Origin of the sequence: Actinophytocola sp. NPDC049390, from assembly GCF_044466355.1 — a bacterium.
Taxonomy (GTDB): domain Bacteria; phylum Actinomycetota; class Actinomycetes; order Mycobacteriales; family Pseudonocardiaceae; genus Actinophytocola.
On the sequence record NZ_JBITMQ010000004.1, the window covers coordinates 21,327 to 36,837 of the forward strand.

Here is a 15,511-nt window from a genome sequence, read left to right on the forward strand (position 1 = left end):
GCCGACGTGACCGTGCTGCCGATCCCCGAGTCCGCGGAGTCGCTCTCGGACGCGACCCGGGGCGGTCCGTTCTCCGGCGAGCGTCTCGCCGAGGCGCTGACCGGGGTGTGCGCGGCGGCCGGGTTCGACCCGGAGGGCGCGACGCTCATCAAGTGCACGGCCAACGCCGTGTTCCGGCTGGCCGGTGCCCCCGTGGTGGTCCGCATCGGCGCCTCGACGGCCCTGAACCACCGGGTGGAGAAGGTCGTCCACGTGGCCACGTGGCTGGCCGAACACGACGTGCCCGCCGTGCGCCTGCTGCCGGGAGTGCCGCAGCCGGTCACCCATGACGGCTACGTCGCCACCATCTGGGAGGCGGTGCCGGTCGGCGGCAAACGGCCACGCGGCCGTGACCTGGGCAAACTGTTACGTCGCATCCACGACCTGCCCGAGCCCGCGTCGTGGCTGCCGCCGTGGCGACCGCTCGCCGACGTGGCGGCGCGGATCGGCGAGGCCACCGACCTCGATGACGCCGACCTGGCGTTCCTCCAGGACCGCTACGCCGAGGTGTCCGACCAGCTGTCGCGCCTGGAGTTCCCGTCTCCACCGTCGCTGGTCCACGGCGACGCCCACCTCGGCAACCTCATCCCCGGCCCGGCGGGTCCGGTGCTGTGCGACTTCGACTCCTCCAGCTACGGCCCGCCCGAGTGGGACCTGACGCCGCTGGCCGTGGGCGTGATCCGGTTCGGGGAACCGGCGGGCCGGTACCGGGAGCTGGTCCGCACGTACGGCATGGACGTGACCAGGTGGCGGGGTTTTCCCGTGCTGCGCGCGGTGCGCGAGCTGAAGCTCATCACCAGCGTGCTGCCGATCATCGGGACCCGGCCCGCGGTGCGCGCGGAGCTGCTCCGGCGGATGGCGGATGTCCGTTCGGGTAACACGTCCGCCCGCTGGGCCCGCTACACGTGATCCTTCCGGCCCAGTCGCCGTAACGCTGCGTCGCCGGTTTCCGACACCTCTGGTGTGCCAGCGGGCTGGTCTTCGCAGGTCGTGGCCGTTCTCCGGAAATTTCACTCGATTGGGCGACTGGGAAGGGTAGTCGTTTGCGGGGAGCACGCTACGCTGTGTCGAACTAGCCTCTATCCGCTCCCCGAACGAGGTGTCCGCCAGGTGGCTAGGGTGATCAAGCAGAGTCGCAGGGCGCGGCGCGCTCTCGCGTCCGCGCGGGTTCTCGACCAGGTCGTCGAGAACCAGCTGCCGCTTGTCGCCCGTCTGCCGGAGGGCCGGAGCAGGACGCGGGCGGCGGACTTCCTCGCCGAGCTGGTCCTGCTGTCGCAGGCCTACCGGCACCACGCGGAGGGCTGGATCACCCGTCGCGAACTGGAGCGGCGCGGTCACGCGACCATGCGGAAGCTGACCGATATCCGTCAGCGCTCTCCTCTGTCGCACACGCAGTTCACCGAGCAGGACTGACCATTCACCGTTGGCCCGATTTCGGGCCTGCCGCGGGACTTGTGGCCCAGCACACATCTGTTGTCGAACGCCGAACGGTCGTCGGTGTGCCGCTTACCGTTCACCGCCACCGAACCAGGTGCTGAATCGTGCAAGACAGGCAACCGAAACCTAGCCGACCGGCGTCCGCGTCAGCACGACCGCGAACCCGAACGCCGCGCACATGACAGCGAGTTCGAGCGCCGCCCAGCCGATCAGCGCGGTCCGCTGGTGGCGGACGATGCCGGGCAGCAGCCGCCACCGGATGTTGGCGCCGAGCGCGGCCAGGCCAGCGAAACACGCCATCTTGAGGACCACGAGCGTCCCGTAGCCGGTGCCGAAGAGCACCTCGACCAGGTTCCTGCCCGGCACCGACGTCAGCTCCACCGCCGCGTTGAACAACCCGGTCGCCGCGACCACGCACAGGCAGGCGGTCGCGAGCTTCGAGAACCGGGGCAGCGTGTGCGCCAGCAGCGTGCGGTTCGTCGCGACCACCACCGCGACCGCACCGAGCCCGCCGGTCCAGACGGCCGCACCCAGCACGTGCAGCTCCATCGAGATCATCGCGTAGTCCTGCCAGCGCCAGTCCGTGGCGTGCCCGGTGACCGGCAGCGGCAGCAACGCGAACAGCGCGACGGCCGCCCGCAGCTCGGCGGGCACCGCCTCACCGGCCCGCACCGCCCACAGCGACAGCCCGCACGAGACGAGCGCGACCGCGGCGACGAACACCAGCGCCTTGCCCGCGCTCACCGTCACCACGTACTCGCTGACCAACCCGAACGAGATGCCCGCCGCGTCCGGCAGCACCTCGGCGGTCTGCAGGACCAACGTGACCAGCGCGCACACGGCGAGCGCCAGCGCGCTGAACGCGGCCGCCCGCCGCGCGCCGAGCAGGACCCGTTCCGCTCCCTTCGGCCGGGCGAGCCCGACGAGGATCGGCAGCAGGTTCAGCCCCACGGTGGCGACGGCGGCCAGGTCGAACAGGACCCGGACGACCGGCAGGCCGTACCGGACCACCGCGTCCGGCTCGAGCACGCCCGTGATCGGGCGCACCGGGGTGAGCACGAGACCGACGAGCACCGCGAGCAGTGCCGCGCCGATCCCGATCCCGACCAGGTGCAGCCGGGAGAACGCGGTGGTCCGGCCGGAGGTCATTCCGGCTGCTTGCCGCCGCCGATGCGCAGCGCCACGAACAGCCCGGCGCCGAGCAGCACGACCGCGCCGGCGAGCCACACCCAGATCGGCACGCCACCGTCGGCACCTTCGGACTCGCTGTCCGCGCCGCCGTTCGTGTCGATCCAGCCGGCGTCGCCCTCGGCGGCCGGGGTGCCGTCGCCCGCCTTGCTGAGCATGAACGTCAGCTCCCCGGACACCGGGTGACCGTCGGCCGACACGATCCGGAAGCCGATCGTGTAGGTGCCCGACGGACCCAGGTCCCGGACCGGCACGGTGACGACGTTGCTGGCGACCGTCGCCGCACCGCCCTGCCACTGCTCGCCGTCCGGTCCGGTGACGGCGACGGAGTTGAGCCCCTCACCCTCCTGGACCGGCTGGTCGAACGTGAGCACGATCTCGGCGGGGCCGGCGTCCAGCACCGCCTTGTCGGCCGGGTTGCTGCCGGTCAGCGAGTTGTGCGCGAGCGCGGGCGAGGCCAGCGCGAACAGCCCGAGCGCCGTCAGCACGAGCACGGAAAGACCCTTGGCGAACTTCCTCATGACTGGCTCTTCGCGGACGCGGCCTTACGTGCCCGCATCGTCGCGCCGACCCCGAAACCGAGACCCAGCGCGCCGACCACGAGCCCGGCGCCACCCAGCCAGCGGGCGGTGTCGTCGGTGCCCGCCGCGGCGGCCTCGGTGGACTCGTCCGCCTCCGCGGCCGCGTTATCGATCGCGGGGTTGCTCGCGCCGCCGCCGTGGCCGTCACCTTCCGCGGCCGCCAGCTCGACCACCGGCGCCGGGCGCTCCGGCTCCGAGCCGTCCTCGGTGGGCGGCTGGTCCCACGCGACGACCTTGCCGCCCTCGTAGGTCTGGGTCGTGGGCATGACCAGCTGCTCGGTCTCGGGCAGCGGGCCGACGGACAGCTCGAACTCCTCGAACTCGCCGGGGGCGATGCGGGTGCCGGACGCCGCGGTCCAGGTGACCGTGCTGACGGCCTCCTTGATCTCGGCGCCGTGCACCTCGATCGGCTTGTCCAGCGTCACCTTGGTGATCTTCGCGGTCCAGCCCGCCATGGGCCGGGTCCGCGCGGACGTCACCGGGGCGTCGGCGGGCAGCTTGACCTCGACCTTCACGGTGCCCGCGGCGTCGTCCTCGTTCGGCACCCGGAAGGTGATCTTGGAGTAGCCGCCCTGCTGCGCGGCCTCACCGAGGACCTTCGCGGTGACGTGCGCGGACGCGAGGCCGGTGCTCAGCATCGTGGCCACGCCCGCGGCGACGGCGACGACGCCGGCGCGCGCGAGGAAGCGTGTGGTGGACATGTCTCTCCTGAGATAGGTGGGAATGCCGGACGCGCGGGGCACGTCCGGTCGGGTGTCTGGGTTCTCAGGAGCGGACGGGCGGCCCGCGACGACCGCAGACCTCGCGGAACAACACCTCGAGCAGCGCACCCGGCCGCGCGGGCAGCGGTGAGCCCGCCGGGCGCACCGTGCGGCGGACCGGCCCGGCGACCAGCGCCGTGAGCCGCGACAACAGCCACGCGATCGCGGCGGCGACCACCGCCAGCGCGGCACCCGCCCTGGTCAGCAGCACCGCGGTGAGGACGGTGGCGACGGCGTGCGTGGTGAACATGGTCCAGCCGTCGAACAGCGCCTGCCCGTGCCCGTGACCGTTCGCGAGCTCGGTGAGCAGCAGGTGCTGGCAGAGCTGCGTCACGCCGAGCACCCCCACGAGCGCCGGGACGCCACCGCGGCGGGCGAGCGTCATGCCGCCCCACGCGAGCAGCGTGGCCAGCAGCACGGTGAACAGCGAGTCGGACGCGGCGCCGCCACCGATGCCGTGCGCGGCGATCGCGAGCGCCGCCGACGACGAGGCGAGCAGCACGCCACCGGCGTGTTCCGCGCGCGCTCGTCTCCCGTTCACGGGTCACAAGCGTACTGGCCCGGTCACCCCTCCCGGCTGTCCGTGATTGCTCGATATCGACGTCGTGAGTCCTCGATGTGGCCGAGGTAACGAATGGTCCGGTCGCAGGGTTGCCCCGACCGGCGATCTGGGCCACGGTGATCAAGGTGACTCTCTGGGAGTTCGTCACCGACCGCTGGCCGAGGCTGTCCGCCGAGGCCCTCCAGCACGCCAGCGTCGTCCTCCAGTGCACGCTCATCGCCGCCGTCATCGGGGTGCTCGTCGGCATCGTCGTCTACCGCAGCCCCGTCGGTTCGACCGTCGCCACCGCGCTGGCCAGCACGATCCTGACCATTCCGTCGTTCGCGCTGCTCGGGCTGCTGATCCCGCTCGTCGGGCTCGGTGTCGCGCCGACGGTCACGGCGCTCGTGCTGTACGGGCTGCTGCCGATCGTGCGGAACACCATCGTCGGGCTGGGCGGCGTCGACGCCGCCGTCACCGACGCGGCCCGCGGCATCGGCATGAACCGGCTGCGGGTGCTGACGCTCGTCGAGCTGCGGCTGGCGTGGCCGGCCATCCTCGCGGGCATGCGGGTGTCGACGCAGATGCTGATGGGCATCGCCGCGATCGCCGCGTACGCGAAGGGGCCGGGTCTGGGCACCGAGATCTTCTCCGGGCTGAACCGCGCGGGTGCCGCCAACGCGCTCAACCAGGCACTCGCGGGCACGATCGGGATCGTCGTCATGGCGTTGCTCATCGACGGGCTGTACCTCCTGGTCGCCCGCCTGACCACCTCGAGGGGGATCCGTGGCTGAGCGGACCGGCGTCGGCATCGAGCTGGCCGACGTGACGAAGCGATACCCGGGGCAGGCGGAGCCCGCCGTCGACGGGTTCACGATGACGATCAACCCGGGCGAGACGACGGTGTTCGTCGGCCCGTCCGGCTGCGGGAAGACCACCACGATGCGGATGATCAACCGGCTGATCGAGCCGACGTCCGGGCGCATCACGATCGGCGGCGACGACGCGCTGTCGCTCAACCCGGACGAGCTGCGGCGGCGCATCGGCTACTCGATCCAGCAGGCGGGCCTGTTCCCGCACATGACCGTGGCACAGAACGTGGGCATGGTGCCCGGCCTGCTGAAGTGGGACAGGAAGCGCATCGCGGAACGCGTCGAGGAGATGCTGTCGCTGGTCGGGCTCGACCCGGCGGAGTTCGCCAAGCGGTACCCGCGCCAGCTGTCGGGTGGTCAGCAGCAACGCGTCGGGGTGGCGCGGGCGCTCGCCGCGGACCCGCCGGTGCTGCTGATGGACGAGCCGTTCGGCGCGGTCGACCCGATCACGCGCGGCAACCTGCAGGACGAGCTGCTGCGGCTGCAGGCGGAACTGCACAAGACGATCGTGTTCGTCACGCACGACTTCGACGAGGCGGTGAAGCTCGGCGACCGGATCGCGGTGCTGGGCGACCAGTCGCGGATTCTTCAGTACGACACCCCGGAGGCGATCCTCGCGAACCCGGCGGACGACACGGTCGCGGGGTTCGTCGGCGCCGGTGCGTCGCTGAAACAGCTGACCCTGTTGCGGGTACGGGACATCGAGCTGGGCACCGCGGCCACCGCGACCGTCGGTGAGTCGCCCGCGTCCGTGCGGGAACGGATCGCGGCGGAGGGCCGCAGGTTCGTGCTGGTACTGGACGAACGGCGGCGCCCGCTGCGGTGGGTGCACGACCGGCAGCTGGGCGGGGCGTCGCTCGACGGCGCCGGGAAACCGGTCGGCGACGTGGTGAGCACGCAGTCGACGCTGCAGGACGCGCTGGAGGCGATCCTCACCGAGGGCGGGGACGCGGTCGTCACGGGTCCGCGCGGCGAGTACGCGGGGACCGTCCAGCTGGACACGGTGGTCGCGAAGATCCGCGAGCTGCGTGAGGAGCACGCATGACGGTCACCGACGCGGTGGTGTCGACGGAGTCCGGCTCCCGCCGCGTGGAGTTCCTCCGCCTGTTCCTGCAACCGATCGCGGCGCTCGTGCTCGTCGGCGGCGTGCTGGTGTGGGCGTTCAGCCAGGACCTCGACGCGATCGAGGTGGTGACGCTCAACGCGGCCACGCTGGGAAAGGCGACGGGTGAGCACGTGCTGATCACCGCGGCGGTGACGCTCCTCGTCGTGGTGGTGGCGATCCCGCTCGGCATCGTCCTCACGCGACGGTGGGCGCGCTGGGTCGCGCCGGTGTTCCTCGGCATCGCGACGATCGGCCAGGCCGCGCCCGCGATCGGCGTGATCGTCCTGTACTTCCTGTGGACGGAACAGGAAGGGCTGTGGGCGGCGACCATCCCGCTGGCGTTCGTGTCGCTGCTTCCCGTGCTGCGCAACACGATCGTCGGCATCCAGCAGATCGACCCCGCGCTCGTCGACGCGGGCAGGGGCATCGGGATGTCGTCGTTCGCGGTACTGCGCAAGGTGGAGATTCCCCTTGCCACACCGCTCATCCTGGCCGGGCTGCGCACGTCGCTCGTGCTGGCCGTCGGCACGGCGACGCTCGCGTTGTTCGTGAACGGCGGCGGTCTCGGCTACGTCATCGACTCCGGCTACAAGGTGGCCCGCCCGACCGTGCTGCTGACCGGTGCGGCGCTGGCGGTCGGGCTGGCGCTGCTGATCGACTGGCTCGGCGCACTGGCGGAACGGTACGTCGGCCCGAAGGGGTTGCGGTGAAGCGGCTGGCCGCGCTGGTCGCGGCGTGCGCGGTCCTGGTCGGCGGGTGCGGGTTGAACGCGGGCGGGCGGCTGCCGTTCGAGGTGGGCCCCGGTTCGATCCGCCCAGAGCCGACGCTGCGGGACGTGCCGATCCGGGTGGGGTCGAAGAACTTCACCGAGCAGATCCTGTTGGCGTACATCGCGGAGGTGGCGCTGTCGGCGGCGGGCGCGGACGTCGAGGACCTGTCGAACATCCAGGGCTCGAACGCGGTCCGCCAGGCCCTGGAGGTCGGCGATCTGGATCTCTACTGGGAGTACACGGGCACCAGCTGGATCAACTTCCAGCAGCAGACCGTGCCCATTCCCGACGAGCAGGAGCAGTACGACGCGGTGAAGAAGGCCGACCTGGAACGCTTCGGCATCGCGTGGCTGCGGTATTCGCCGGTGAACGACAAGTACGCGCTCGCGACGACCCGTGAGTTCGCGGAACAGCACGGGCTGAAGAACATGTCCGACATGGTGGCGCTGCTGCGTGAGAACCCGTCGCTGGGCACGTTCTGCATGGAGTCGGAGTTCATCAACCGGCAGGACGGACTCCTCGGCGCGGAGAAGAAGTACGGGTTCGACGTGCCGGACCGCAACATCAAGACGTTCGGCGTCGGCGCCATCTACGCGACGCTCGCGACGGGCCGCACGTGCAACTTCGGCGAGGTCTTCACGACGGACGGCCGCGTCCTGACCCTGGACCTGGCGGTGCTGGACGACGACAGGAAGTCGTTCCCGCAGTACAACGCGGCGGTGACGGTCCGCAAGGAGTTCCTGGACCGCTACCCGGCGATCGCGGACGTCCTCGAACCCGTGTCGGCGAAGCTCGACAACGACGTGATCCTGGAACTGTCGGTGAAGATCGACGGCGAAGGCCAGGACCCGGCGGTGGTGGCCCGCGACTGGCTGGTGAAGGAAGGCTTCGTCACGGTCCCGGCGGACTGACCTGACCCCGGGTCGGCCTCCGGCCCCCGGTCACCACGCTACGGCACACCACCGACATTCCCGGCCGGTTGTCCACAGCCGCACGAGTTGTCCACAGTTTCGCGGCGCGCCCCGAAACTGTCGGTACCCACCGGTAGACTGGCATGGCGGGTGGCCCCCGGGATCGGGTGGGGGTCGACGTTACGCACTGGGGTGCGGGCTTTCGTTGTTCTCGCTGTTCAGCGGGCTTTTGGCGCGCGGTGGTCGTCAGCGGGTGTCGTAGGCCTCTCGTGCGGCCAGGACTTCCGGCATCCGGCCCTCCACCAGCTCGATCAACACGTGCAGCTGCTTCGCGACGTCCGTGCCCAGCGCGGTGAGGCTGTACTCGACGTGCGGCGGGATCGTCGGCCGTGCCTCCCGCAGCACGAGCCCGTCCCGCTCCAGCGCCTGCAACGTCTGGCTCAGCATCTTCTCGCTGATCCCGTCCACCCGCCGCCGCAGCGCGTTGAACCGGGTCGTGCCGTCGAGCAGTGCCACCAGAGCCAACGTGCCCCAGCGGCCGGTCGCGTGCTCCATCGTCTCCCGCGACGTGCAGTTGCGGGCGAAGACGTCGAACACCAACTCGTCCATGAGGTATATGGTAGTACTAACCAACAGAAAGTACTAACCAGAGGAGAGTGCACGGATGATCGTCGTCACCGGAGCCACCGGGCAGCTCGGCCGCCTTGTCGTCGACGGGCTTCGCGCGAAGGGTGCGAACGTCGTCGCCGGGGCGCGTGACAAGAACGCCGACCTGGGGGTCGAGGTCCGCGAGCTGGACTACGACCGGCCCGAGACCATCGGGCCCGCGCTCGCCGGTGCCGACCAGGTCCTCCTGATCTCCGGCAACGAGCCCGGCAAGCGCGTCCCGCAGCACACGGCCGTCGTCGACGCCGCCAAGCTCGCCGGGGTCCGCCACCTCGTCTACACCAGCGCCCCGCTGGCCGACACGACGCCGCTCGTCCTCGCGCCCGAGCACAAGGCGACCGAGGAGGCCATCCGCGCGAGCGGGCTGCCCTTCACCTTCCTGCGCAACGGCTGGTACCACGAGAACTACCTCGACACGATCCGCCAGGGCGCGGACACCGGCGAGATCGTCGGTGCCGCGGGCGGCGGCCGCGTCGCCTCCGCCGCGCGCCAGGACTTCGCCGACGCCGCGGTCGCCGTGCTCACCGGCACCGGCCACGAGAACGCGGTCTACGAGCTGACCGGCGACACCGCGTGGACCTTCCCCGAGCTCGCCGCCGAGATCGGCGACGTGGCGGGCAGGCCCGTCGCCTACCGGGACCTCCCGGCCGCCGAGTTCCGGCAGTTCCTGATCGACCAGGGCACGCCCGCCGAGGTCGCCGGGTTCGTCGCCGCCCTCGAACAGAACATCGCCGACGGCACGCTCGCCCACACGCCCGGCGACCTGCGCACACTCATCGGCCGCCCGACCACCCCGATCGCCGACACGATCAAGGCGGTCCTCGCGGCCTAGCATCGGAGGCCATGGACCTTCAGCGCAGGTTGGCCGAGACCGTCGAGGGCGACGTGCGGTTCGACGCCGGCACCAGAGCGCTGTTCACCATGGACGCCTCCAACTACCGCCAGGTGCCGGTCGGCGTGGTGCGGCCCGCCACCGTCGACGACGTGGTGGCCGCCGTCGCCGCCGCCCGTGAACACGACGTGCCGGTCGTGACGCGCGGCGGCGGCACCAGCCTCGCGGGCAACGCGACGGGCGGCGGGCTCGTGCTCGACATGACCCGGCTCGACCACGTCACGATCGACCCGGTGAGCCGCACGGCACGGGTCGGGCCGGGCGTCGTGCTCGACGACCTGCGGGCCGCGGCCGCCGCGCACGGGCTGACGTTCGGGCCCGACCCGTCCACGCACAGCCGCTGCACGCTCGGCGGCATGATCGGCAACAACTCGTGCGGCTCGCACTCGGTCGCGTGGGGCACGACGCTCGACAACGTCGTCGAGCTGGACGTGCTCACCTACGACGGCAGGCGCATGACCGTCGGCCGCGACCGCGAACTGCCCGCCGAGCTGCGGAAACTCGTCGACGAGAACCTCGCGGCGCTGCGCACGGAGTTCGGCAGGCTCGGGCGGCAGGTCTCCGGCTACGCCCTGCACCACCTGCTGCCCGAGCGCGGCCGTGACCTGGCGAAGGCGCTGGTGGGCACCGAGGGCACGTGTGTGACGGTCCTCGGCGCCACCGTGCGGCTCGTCGAACTGCCCAGGGAGCGCGTGCTGCTCGTGCTCGGCTTCGCCGACGACGTCGCGGCCGCCGACACGGTGCCCGCGATCCTGCCGCACCGGCCGCTGACCGTGGAGAGCATGGACGAGCGCATCGTCGCGCTCCGCGCCGCCCGCAACCCCGAACCGCCGCCAGTGTTGCCCGACGGCGGCGCGTGGCTGTTCGTCGAGGTCGACGGGCTGGCGGCGGCACAGGCCGTCGCGGCCGCTGTCGGCGCACCGCACCAGATCATCACCGACGCGGCCGCACAGCGCGCGCTGTGGCGGCTGCGGGAAGAAGGCTCCGGCATCTCGACGCGCATGGCGGACGGGTCGGAGGCGTGGCCCGGCTGGGAGGACACGGCCGTGCCACCGGACCGGCTCGGCGCCTACCTGCGCGAACTCCGTTCCCTGCTGGCGATGCACGGCCTGCGTGGCGTGACCTACGGCCACTTCGGCGAGGGCTGCATCCACATCCGCATCGACTTCGACCTCGTCACGGACGCGGGCCGCGCCGTGTTCCGCCGGTTCATCGAGGACGGCGCGGACCTCGTGGCACGGCACGGCGGTTCGCTGTCCGGCGAGCACGGCGACGGCCAGGTGCGAGCGGAACTGCTGCCACGCATGTACTCGCCGTCGGCGATGGCGATGTTCGCGCGGTTCAAGGCCTTCTGGGACCCGCGCGACCGCATGAACCCGGGCATGGTCGTCCGCCCGTACAAGATCGACGAGAACCTGCGGTTCGTCCCGCTGTCGCGGGTGCGGACCGCGTTCGCGTACCCGCACGACGACGGCGACTTCGGGCAGGCCATGCGCCGGTGCGTCGGTGTCGCGAAGTGCCGCAACCACAGCGGTTCCGTGATGTGCCCGAGCTTCCAGGTGACCGGCGAGGAGCGGCACTCGACCCGCGGCCGGGCGCGCCTGCTGTACGAGATGCTCGCGGGTGAGGTGATCACCGACGGCTGGCGTTCGACCGAGGTGCGGGACGCGCTGGACCTGTGCCTGTCGTGCAAGGGGTGCAGGAGCGACTGCCCCGTGAACGTCGACATGGCGACGTACAAGGCGGAGTTCCTGCACCACCACTACAAGCGGCGGGTGCGCCCGGCGTCGCACTACTCGATGGGCTGGCTGCCCGTGTGGTTGCGTGCGGCGGCGCGGATGCCGAGAGTGGCCAACGCCGCCATGACCCGGCCGTTGCTTTCGCGTGCGCTCAAACGCGTGGGCGGCATCGCACCGCAACGTGACCTGCCGGTGCTCGCGCCGGAGCCGTTCACCCGGTGGTTGAGCCGAAATCCGGGCAGCGGCCGTCCGGTCGTGTTGTGGCCGGACACGTTCACGAACTTCTTCACCCCGTCGGCGGGCGTGGCCGCGGTGCGGGTGCTGCGCGCGGCGGGCTTCAACCCGGTGCTGCCCAAGGGATCCGTGTGCTGCGGGCTGACGTGGGTGTCGACCGGTCAGCTCTCGGTGGCACGCACGGTGATGCGCCGCAGCCTGAAGGTGCTGACCCCGCACCTGGACGCGGGCACGCCGATCGTGGGTCTGGAACCGAGCTGTCTCTCGGCGTTGCGGACGGACGTGCCGGAACTGACCGGCGACACCCGGACGGTGTCGAACACGTTCACCCTGGCGGGTTTCCTGAACACCTACGCTCCGGAGTGGACACCGCCGCCGGTGCCACGGGAGGCGATCACCCAGGTCCACTGCCACCAGCACGCGACGTTCGGCTACTCGGCGGAGACCGAGCTGCTGGCCAAGGCGGGCGTGGACATGACGGCAATGCCCGCCGGATGTTGTGGCCTGGCAGGGAACTTCGGCTTCGAACGCGAGCACTACGAGGTGTCACAGGCACTCGCGGAACGCGCCCTGTTGCCCGCGGTTCGCGCGGCCAGTGACGACACAGTCGTGGTCGCGGACGGTTTCAGCTGCCGGACACAGGTGGCGCACGGAAGCACCCGTAAGGCCGTGCACATCGCGGAAGTACTGGCGGCAGGGCTCACCGAGGAAGCGTCACGCTGAACCGGGCGCCGCCCTCCGGCGCGGGCCCCGCGTCGATCACCCCGCCGAGCCGGGTCACGAGACCGTGCACGAGCGCCAGCCCGATCCCGGTGCCGACCGGCCGCACGCCCTGGTACCGCGAGTGCAGCACGCCCCGCTGGAACGCGGCGCGGTAGTCGTCGTCGGAGAGACCCGGCCCGCCGTCACGGACTTCGAGCACGGCACCACCCGGCACGACCCGCAACGCGAGCACGACCGGCGCCCCGTCCGGCGTGGCACGTACCGCGTTCGACGCCAGCCCGTCGAGGACCTGCCGCAGCCGCCGTGGATCCGTCCGCACCCCAACGGGTTGGGCCAGGTTCTCGACCCGGAAGCCCGCGCACCGGCTCTCCCACACCCGCGCGGTCTCGGCGACCAGCCCGGTGAGGTCGACGTCGGTGAGGTCGAGCCGGAAGTCGTCGGCCCCGAGCCGCGCCAGGTCGAGGAGATCCGACACGAGCCGGTCCAGCCGCGCGGCCTCCGTCTCGATCGTGCGGCCGACCGCGGGCACCTCGTCGCCGGTCACCACCCCGTCGGCGAGCGACTCGGCGAACCCGCGCACGGACGTCAGCGGCGTGCGCAGCTCGTGCGACACCGAAAGGAGGAACTCCCGCTGCCTGGCCTCGCTGCGGGCGAGCGCGTCGGCGAGCGCGTTGATCGACTCGCCGACCTCCACCAGCTCCTTCGGGCCCTCCGGCGGCACCCGCAGATCACGGCGGCCGTGCCGCATGCTTGCGGCGACGTCCGCGGTCCGCCGCAACGGCCGGGCCAGCAGCCGCGACAGCACCACCCCGGCCAGCGCGGCGGCCCCGATGCCGACCAACAGCGCCAGGAGCACGCTGCGGAGCAGGTCCCGCCCGGTGCCCTTCGCGACGTCGACCTGCTGGACGAGCGCGACCGCGCCCCGGTCGGCCACCGCCCGTCCCTCGACCAGGTACGCGACGCCGGCGACGGTCGCCATGCCGTGCAGCGGCCGGTCGGCGGTGACCCGCGCGAACCCGGCCCGCCGCGCCGCCCGCACGGCACGCTGGTCCGCGCCGGTCATCCCGCCGTCCGGCCCCTGCCGGACCACCCCGACACCGAGCCCGTCGAGGATCTGCGTTACCCGCCTCCCGGCCACCGGCAGGTCACCGAGCTGCGCCGACACCACGTCCGCCTGCGCGGAAAGCTGCTCGGCCAGCACCTGTCGCGACTGCCCGGCCACGAGCTTCGCGGACACCAGCCCGGCCACGACCGCGGTGACGGCCGCGACGACCAGCCCCAGCACGGTCGTGCGGACCCACAAGGGCCTGCTCATGAAGGGTCCGCGGCGTAACCGATGCCCCGGACGGTCCGGATCGGGCTGGCGTCCCCGAGCTTCGCCCGCAGCTGCGCCACGTGGACGTCCACGGTCCTGGTGCCGGTCACCGAGTAGCCCCACACCGCGCTGAGCAGCTGCCGCCGCTCGAAGACCTGCCTCGGGCGGCGCATCAGCTGGGCGAGCAGGTCGAACTCGGTGGCCGTCAGCGCGACCTCCGCCGCGTCCGCCCACACGCGGCGCTGGGTGACGTCGACGCGGGTCCGGCCGACCTCCAGCACCTCGGCCACCGCCGCCGGACCGCGCCGCAGGACGGTCCGGACCCTGGCCACCAGCTCGCGCGGGCTGAACGGCTTCGTCACGTAGTCGTCGGCGCCGAGCTCCAGGCCCAGCACGCGGTCCACCTCGTCGTCGCGGGCGGTCACGAACAGGATCGGCGTCCAGTCGCCAGCCGTGCGCAGCGTCCGGCAGATCTCGATGCCGTCCATCGTGGGCAGCCCGACGTCCAGGACCACAGCGGCGGGGCGCAGTGTGCGTACCGCGGCCAGTGCCCGCGCGCCGTCGGTCTCGACGTGCACGCCGAACCCGTCCCGCAGCAGGTACCGCTGCACGAGGTCAGCGATGGCCGCGTCGTCCTCGACGACCAGGACGAGCCCCTCAGGCATGGCTCTGTATAGCACCCATCAGTCGCCCGCCATCTCGGACTCGATGGCGTCCAACGTGGATTCGACGTCGTCGAACGGCCGGTCGGCGCTCTGCTCCCGGCACCCGGTGGCCAGCAGCAGGACGAGCACCACGGCGCCCGCCAGCCGCCTCACTTCGACTCGCAGTGGTCGGTGCCGAAGTCGGTGGCCCACTGCTTGATCCTGGTCAGGTCGTCGACCCGGTCGAGGCGGCGGTCCGCCCGTTCCTCCAGCAGCTGCGCGCTGGTCTCGCGGCCCGCTTCGCGTTCCGTGCCCGCGCGGGCCCGCAACCACTCGGCCGACCCGCGGACCTCGGCGTCCCCGTTGATCCGGGTGAGCAGCCGGTCCACGCGTTTCTCGATCTTCGGCAGGCGCTTCTCGCAGAGGAACCGCACCTGCTCGGCGCTGAGCGTGATCGTGACCGGCTCGTCCGCGGACGCGGTGGCCGTGCCGGTCAGCACGAGACTCGCGGTGACGGCGGCGGTGATGAGCGTGTTTCGCATGGGCTCACCCTGACGGGCCCAGGTGAGCGTGAGGGCAGGGAAGTGTTCGGGTTCTGTAAGTCAGACCCCGAGGCGGTGCAGGAGGCGTTCTTCCAGCTGGTCCAGCTCGGTCGACGCGGCCCTGTGCGCGGCCTTGCGGCGGGCCGACGGCATCCGCTCCGCCGCCCGGACCGCCGCGGCCAGCTGGCGCAGCGTCGTGTCGCTCCGGTCCGCGAAGGCCTTGTCGTCGGCGGTCGCGTCGGGGCGTTCCCGCAGCTCGATGACGGCGTCCGCGGCGCCGGAGATCCGCGCGTGCAGCGCGCCGCCGCGGCCGGAGAAGCGGGACAGCTCGTCGATCGGCACGCCGAGCCGCCGTGCCTTCGCCCGGTCGTACCGGTCGCGCACCTCGCCGAGCGCACGCAGCACGTGCGGCGCGACCACCGGGATCACGGCCGGGCCGATGATCTTGGCGACGGCCAGCGCGTTCTTCGCCTTCTTCGGCGTGAACCGCGCCTCCGTCGCACCCTCGGCGGCCTTGCGCTTCCTCAGTGCCATGGGGAGAACCTATCGGT

18 protein-coding genes are annotated in these 15,511 nt (G+C 71.9%); 8 read left to right on the plus strand and 10 right to left on the minus strand.

Features of this window, described 5'->3' with window-relative positions:
- The first annotated feature begins 6 nt into the window (after window positions 1–6).
- Window positions 7–948 carry a phosphotransferase family protein gene (locus tag ACIBVP_RS13810; RefSeq protein WP_396106457.1) on the plus strand — a complete coding sequence of 314 codons (942 nt, stop codon included), beginning with the start codon at window positions 7–9 and terminating at the stop codon, window positions 946–948.
- A gap of 210 nt (window positions 949–1,158) precedes the next feature.
- Window positions 1,159–1,452 (plus strand): hypothetical protein, encoded by a 294-nt coding sequence (locus tag ACIBVP_RS13815; protein WP_396106458.1) that lies wholly within the window; start codon window positions 1,159–1,161, stop codon window positions 1,450–1,452.
- Between the two features lie 150 nt (window positions 1,453–1,602).
- Here the strand turns inward: ACIBVP_RS13815 and ACIBVP_RS13820 are convergent, their stop codons facing one another.
- From ACIBVP_RS13820 to ACIBVP_RS13835, 4 genes are all read right to left on the minus strand, one after another.
- The gene (locus ACIBVP_RS13820) at window positions 1,603–2,625 is read right to left on the minus strand and encodes a copper resistance D family protein (protein ID WP_396106459.1); all 1,023 of its coding nucleotides are present in this window, start codon (window positions 2,623–2,625) and stop codon (window positions 1,603–1,605) included.
- A complete protein-coding gene (locus ACIBVP_RS13825) occupies window positions 2,622–3,185 on the minus strand; it encodes a copper resistance protein CopC (RefSeq protein ID WP_396106460.1) in 564 nt (187 codons plus the stop codon). Before ACIBVP_RS13825 ends, ACIBVP_RS13820 begins: the two co-directional genes overlap by 4 nt.
- The gene (locus tag ACIBVP_RS13830; protein ID WP_396106461.1) at window positions 3,182–3,946 is read right to left on the minus strand and encodes a YcnI family protein; all 765 of its coding nucleotides are present in this window, start codon (window positions 3,944–3,946) and stop codon (window positions 3,182–3,184) included. The genes ACIBVP_RS13825 and ACIBVP_RS13830 overlap by 4 nt, the downstream gene beginning before the upstream one ends.
- A 64-nt stretch (window positions 3,947–4,010) precedes the next feature.
- Window positions 4,011–4,547, minus strand: coding sequence for a hypothetical protein (locus tag ACIBVP_RS13835; protein ID WP_396106462.1), 537 nt, complete (start codon window positions 4,545–4,547; stop codon window positions 4,011–4,013).
- A gap of 146 nt (window positions 4,548–4,693) precedes the next feature.
- On the opposite strand from ACIBVP_RS13835, the gene ACIBVP_RS13840 reads away from it, so the two are divergent.
- The 4 genes from ACIBVP_RS13840 to ACIBVP_RS13855 are packed head-to-tail and all read left to right on the plus strand — an operon-like array spanning window position 4,694 to window position 8,205.
- Window positions 4,694–5,341, plus strand: coding sequence for an ABC transporter permease (locus ACIBVP_RS13840; RefSeq protein WP_396106463.1), 648 nt, complete (start codon window positions 4,694–4,696; stop codon window positions 5,339–5,341).
- Entirely contained in the window at window positions 5,334–6,464 is a 1,131-nt protein-coding gene (locus tag ACIBVP_RS13845; RefSeq protein ID WP_396106464.1) for an ABC transporter ATP-binding protein, read from the plus strand. The genes ACIBVP_RS13840 and ACIBVP_RS13845 overlap by 8 nt, the downstream gene beginning before the upstream one ends.
- Window positions 6,461–7,234: an ABC transporter permease subunit gene (locus ACIBVP_RS13850; protein WP_396106465.1), complete on the plus strand. Its 774-nt coding sequence runs from the start codon at window positions 6,461–6,463 to the stop codon at window positions 7,232–7,234. Before ACIBVP_RS13845 ends, ACIBVP_RS13850 begins: the two co-directional genes overlap by 4 nt.
- Window positions 7,231–8,205: a glycine betaine ABC transporter substrate-binding protein gene (locus ACIBVP_RS13855; protein WP_396106466.1), complete on the plus strand. Its 975-nt coding sequence runs from the start codon at window positions 7,231–7,233 to the stop codon at window positions 8,203–8,205. Before ACIBVP_RS13850 ends, ACIBVP_RS13855 begins: the two co-directional genes overlap by 4 nt.
- A gap of 246 nt (window positions 8,206–8,451) precedes the next feature.
- Here ACIBVP_RS13855 and ACIBVP_RS13860 read toward each other — a convergent pair whose 3' ends face one another.
- Window positions 8,452–8,814: a winged helix-turn-helix transcriptional regulator gene (locus ACIBVP_RS13860; RefSeq protein ID WP_396106467.1), complete on the minus strand. Its 363-nt coding sequence runs from the start codon at window positions 8,812–8,814 to the stop codon at window positions 8,452–8,454.
- 55 nt (window positions 8,815–8,869) lie between these two features.
- Between ACIBVP_RS13860 and ACIBVP_RS13865 the strand changes: the two genes are divergently transcribed.
- Together ACIBVP_RS13865 and ACIBVP_RS13870 are read left to right on the plus strand one after the other, a co-directional pair.
- The gene (locus tag ACIBVP_RS13865) at window positions 8,870–9,703 is read left to right on the plus strand and encodes an SDR family oxidoreductase (RefSeq protein WP_396106468.1); all 834 of its coding nucleotides are present in this window, start codon (window positions 8,870–8,872) and stop codon (window positions 9,701–9,703) included.
- An 11-nt stretch (window positions 9,704–9,714) separates the two neighbouring features.
- Window positions 9,715–12,459, plus strand: coding sequence for an FAD-binding and (Fe-S)-binding domain-containing protein (locus ACIBVP_RS13870; RefSeq protein WP_396106469.1), 2,745 nt, complete (start codon window positions 9,715–9,717; stop codon window positions 12,457–12,459).
- On the opposite strand, the gene ACIBVP_RS13875 is transcribed toward ACIBVP_RS13870, so the two are convergent.
- Genes ACIBVP_RS13875 through ACIBVP_RS13895 form a run of 5 tightly spaced genes read right to left on the minus strand, consistent with a single transcriptional unit; the run spans window position 12,437 to window position 15,494 of the window.
- On the minus strand, window positions 12,437–13,774 hold the full coding sequence (locus ACIBVP_RS13875) for a histidine kinase dimerization/phospho-acceptor domain-containing protein (RefSeq protein ID WP_396106470.1): 1,338 nt from the start codon (window positions 13,772–13,774) through the stop codon (window positions 12,437–12,439). The two genes, ACIBVP_RS13870 and ACIBVP_RS13875, sit on opposite strands and share 23 nt — an antisense overlap.
- A complete protein-coding gene (locus tag ACIBVP_RS13880; RefSeq protein ID WP_396106471.1) occupies window positions 13,771–14,439 on the minus strand; it encodes a response regulator transcription factor in 669 nt (222 codons plus the stop codon). Before ACIBVP_RS13880 ends, ACIBVP_RS13875 begins: the two co-directional genes overlap by 4 nt.
- Before the next feature lie 18 nt (window positions 14,440–14,457).
- Window positions 14,458–14,592 carry a hypothetical protein gene (locus ACIBVP_RS13885; protein WP_396106472.1) on the minus strand — a complete coding sequence of 45 codons (135 nt, stop codon included), beginning with the start codon at window positions 14,590–14,592 and terminating at the stop codon, window positions 14,458–14,460.
- A complete protein-coding gene (locus ACIBVP_RS13890; protein ID WP_396106473.1) occupies window positions 14,589–14,960 on the minus strand; it encodes a hypothetical protein in 372 nt (123 codons plus the stop codon). Before ACIBVP_RS13890 ends, ACIBVP_RS13885 begins: the two co-directional genes overlap by 4 nt.
- 60 nt (window positions 14,961–15,020) lie before the next feature.
- A complete protein-coding gene (locus ACIBVP_RS13895) occupies window positions 15,021–15,494 on the minus strand; it encodes a DUF6474 family protein (RefSeq protein WP_396106474.1) in 474 nt (157 codons plus the stop codon).
- Between the last annotated feature and the right edge of the window lie 17 nt (window positions 15,495–15,511).

Excerpts from the sequence above, each read along its gene's own strand:
- ACIBVP_RS13820 (WP_396106459.1), bottom strand. The coding sequence starts at position 2,625 with ATGACCTCCGGCCGGACCACCGCGTTCTCCCGGCTGCACCTGGTCGGG.
- ACIBVP_RS13825 (WP_396106460.1), bottom strand. The coding sequence starts at position 3,185 with ATGAGGAAGTTCGCCAAGGGTCTTTCCGTGCTCGTGCTGACGGCGCTC.
- ACIBVP_RS13830 (WP_396106461.1), bottom strand. The coding sequence starts at position 3,946 with ATGTCCACCACACGCTTCCTCGCGCGCGCCGGCGTCGTCGCCGTCGCC.
- ACIBVP_RS13850 (WP_396106465.1), top strand. The coding sequence starts at position 6,461 with ATGACGGTCACCGACGCGGTGGTGTCGACGGAGTCCGGCTCCCGCCGC.
- ACIBVP_RS13860 (WP_396106467.1), bottom strand. The coding sequence starts at position 8,814 with ATGGACGAGTTGGTGTTCGACGTCTTCGCCCGCAACTGCACGTCGCGG.
- ACIBVP_RS13865 (WP_396106468.1), top strand. The coding sequence starts at position 8,870 with ATGATCGTCGTCACCGGAGCCACCGGGCAGCTCGGCCGCCTTGTCGTC.
- ACIBVP_RS13870 (WP_396106469.1), top strand. The coding sequence starts at position 9,715 with ATGGACCTTCAGCGCAGGTTGGCCGAGACCGTCGAGGGCGACGTGCGG.
- ACIBVP_RS13875 (WP_396106470.1), bottom strand. The coding sequence starts at position 13,774 with ATGAGCAGGCCCTTGTGGGTCCGCACGACCGTGCTGGGGCTGGTCGTC.
- ACIBVP_RS13880 (WP_396106471.1), bottom strand. The coding sequence starts at position 14,439 with ATGCCTGAGGGGCTCGTCCTGGTCGTCGAGGACGACGCGGCCATCGCT.
- ACIBVP_RS13890 (WP_396106473.1), bottom strand. The coding sequence starts at position 14,960 with ATGCGAAACACGCTCATCACCGCCGCCGTCACCGCGAGTCTCGTGCTG.
- ACIBVP_RS13895 (WP_396106474.1), bottom strand. The coding sequence starts at position 15,494 with ATGGCACTGAGGAAGCGCAAGGCCGCCGAGGGTGCGACGGAGGCGCGG.